The 1,351-nt window shown below is 58.1% G+C and carries 3 protein-coding genes; 1 reads left to right on the forward strand and 2 read right to left on the reverse strand.

Annotated features, from left to right (window positions below):
• Positions 1 to 236, forward strand: a 236-nt coding sequence (locus E4K64_RS39815) for an integrase core domain-containing protein (RefSeq protein ID WP_135161597.1), incomplete at its 5' end; no start/stop codon positions are given.
• A 271-nt stretch (positions 237 to 507) separates the two neighbouring features.
• Here E4K64_RS39815 and E4K64_RS39820 read toward each other — a convergent pair.
• The gene (locus E4K64_RS39820) at positions 508 to 906 is read right to left on the reverse strand and encodes a phasin family protein (protein ID WP_126262255.1); all 399 of its coding nucleotides are present in this window, start codon (positions 904 to 906) and stop codon (positions 508 to 510) included.
• A gap of 211 nt (positions 907 to 1,117) precedes the next feature.
• On the reverse strand, positions 1,118 to 1,351 hold a 234-nt coding region (locus E4K64_RS39825; RefSeq protein WP_135161597.1), incomplete at its 5' end, for an integrase core domain-containing protein.

The raw sequence follows: 1,351 nt of genomic DNA on the forward strand, positions 1-1,351 counted from the left end.
CCATCAGTATGGACGGCCGGGGCGCCTGGCGGGACAACGTGTTCGTTGAGCGGCTGTGGCGCAGCGTCAAATACGAGGAGGTGTATCTGCGGGCCTACGACAGCGTCAGCGACGCTCGCGCCTCGATTGGCCGCTATCTGGACTTCTACAATTGCCGCCGTCCACATTCGAGCCTTGACGGCAGCACACCGGATCAAGCCTACTTCACCCCGCTGCCGCTCCGCACGGCAGCCTAACCCCGGCAGAGGCTCCACTTATCGACGCGGATATTCTGTTCAGACAACCGGGGCCAGCTCACCAAGACCGAGGCAAAACCAAAGCACGCGCCTATCGAACATTTTCGGTTCCCCGAGCAGGTGGTTCCTATATCCGTGTTGGGGGTCGGCGGCGATACTTATGGAGCATGGCGACAACAATTCCCACGAGACCGGGTCTGGATCTCAGTTCGGGATTGGAGTCCGGAGGGAATAGCGCGCCGTCGGCCCTATTTCACGCGTGGCCGATTGCTTAACTTACCGCAGGCCGATGGACGTGTTTCAAACGATCCAATATCTTTGAGCCTTCGCTGAACGATTTCGACCAAGATTGCTCCGCAAAATCCAGGTGGCACTTCAGTAGCTCAGACGGGGTTTTCGAGTCGGCAAGAGCTCTCAGAAAAGCAGCCTGGTCGTTCAGAGAGGAAGCAGCCAATTTTAACGTGTCATTCAGTGCCGCGGCGAACAAGTTCCTTGTCGCTTCGATTGATTTTTGCCATTCCGGAAGCGTAAATGAAAGGCGCGATGCAGCTGCCGCCTTTTCTTCAATATGATCAGTCGCGCCACCCGCTCCAGGGGGTGATGCCTCGGCCAGTTCGGGCCCACGTGTTCGCCGTTCGCGTTTCTCGTCTTCGTGTATAGTCGCGGTCATCCGATATCTCCCCGAAAGGATTTCTACTGCTGAGTGGCTCGCCGCTCAGTTTCAATCAGCAAGCTTCCGAGGGTACCACTACCTTCAACATGTCATACCTGCCTTATCTGGTAGCGCTCGATCGGGAGAGAGAAGCAGACATCCGTTAGATGAGCTGGCCCCGGTTGTCTGAACAGAATATCCGCGTCGATAAGTGGAGCCTCTGCCGGGGTTAGGCTGCCGTGCGGAGCGGCAGCGGGGTGAAGTAGGCTTGATCCGGTGTGCTGCCGTCAAGGCTCGAATGTGGACGGCGGCAATTGTAGAAGTCCAGATAGCGGCCAATCGAGGCGCGAGCGTCGCTGACGCTGTCGTAGGCCCGCAGATACACCTCCTCGTATTTGACGCTGCGCCACAGCCGCTCAACGAACACGTTGTCCCGCCAGGCGCCCCGGCCGTCCATACTGAT

This window comes from Bradyrhizobium frederickii (assembly GCF_004570865.1).
Classification (GTDB): domain Bacteria; phylum Pseudomonadota; class Alphaproteobacteria; order Rhizobiales; family Xanthobacteraceae; genus Bradyrhizobium; species Bradyrhizobium frederickii.

What these genes read in the sequence shown, in the direction of transcription:
- E4K64_RS39820 (WP_126262255.1), bottom strand. Translation starts at nt 906, where the DNA reads ATGACCGCGACTATACACGAAGACGAGAAACGCGAACGGCGAACACGT.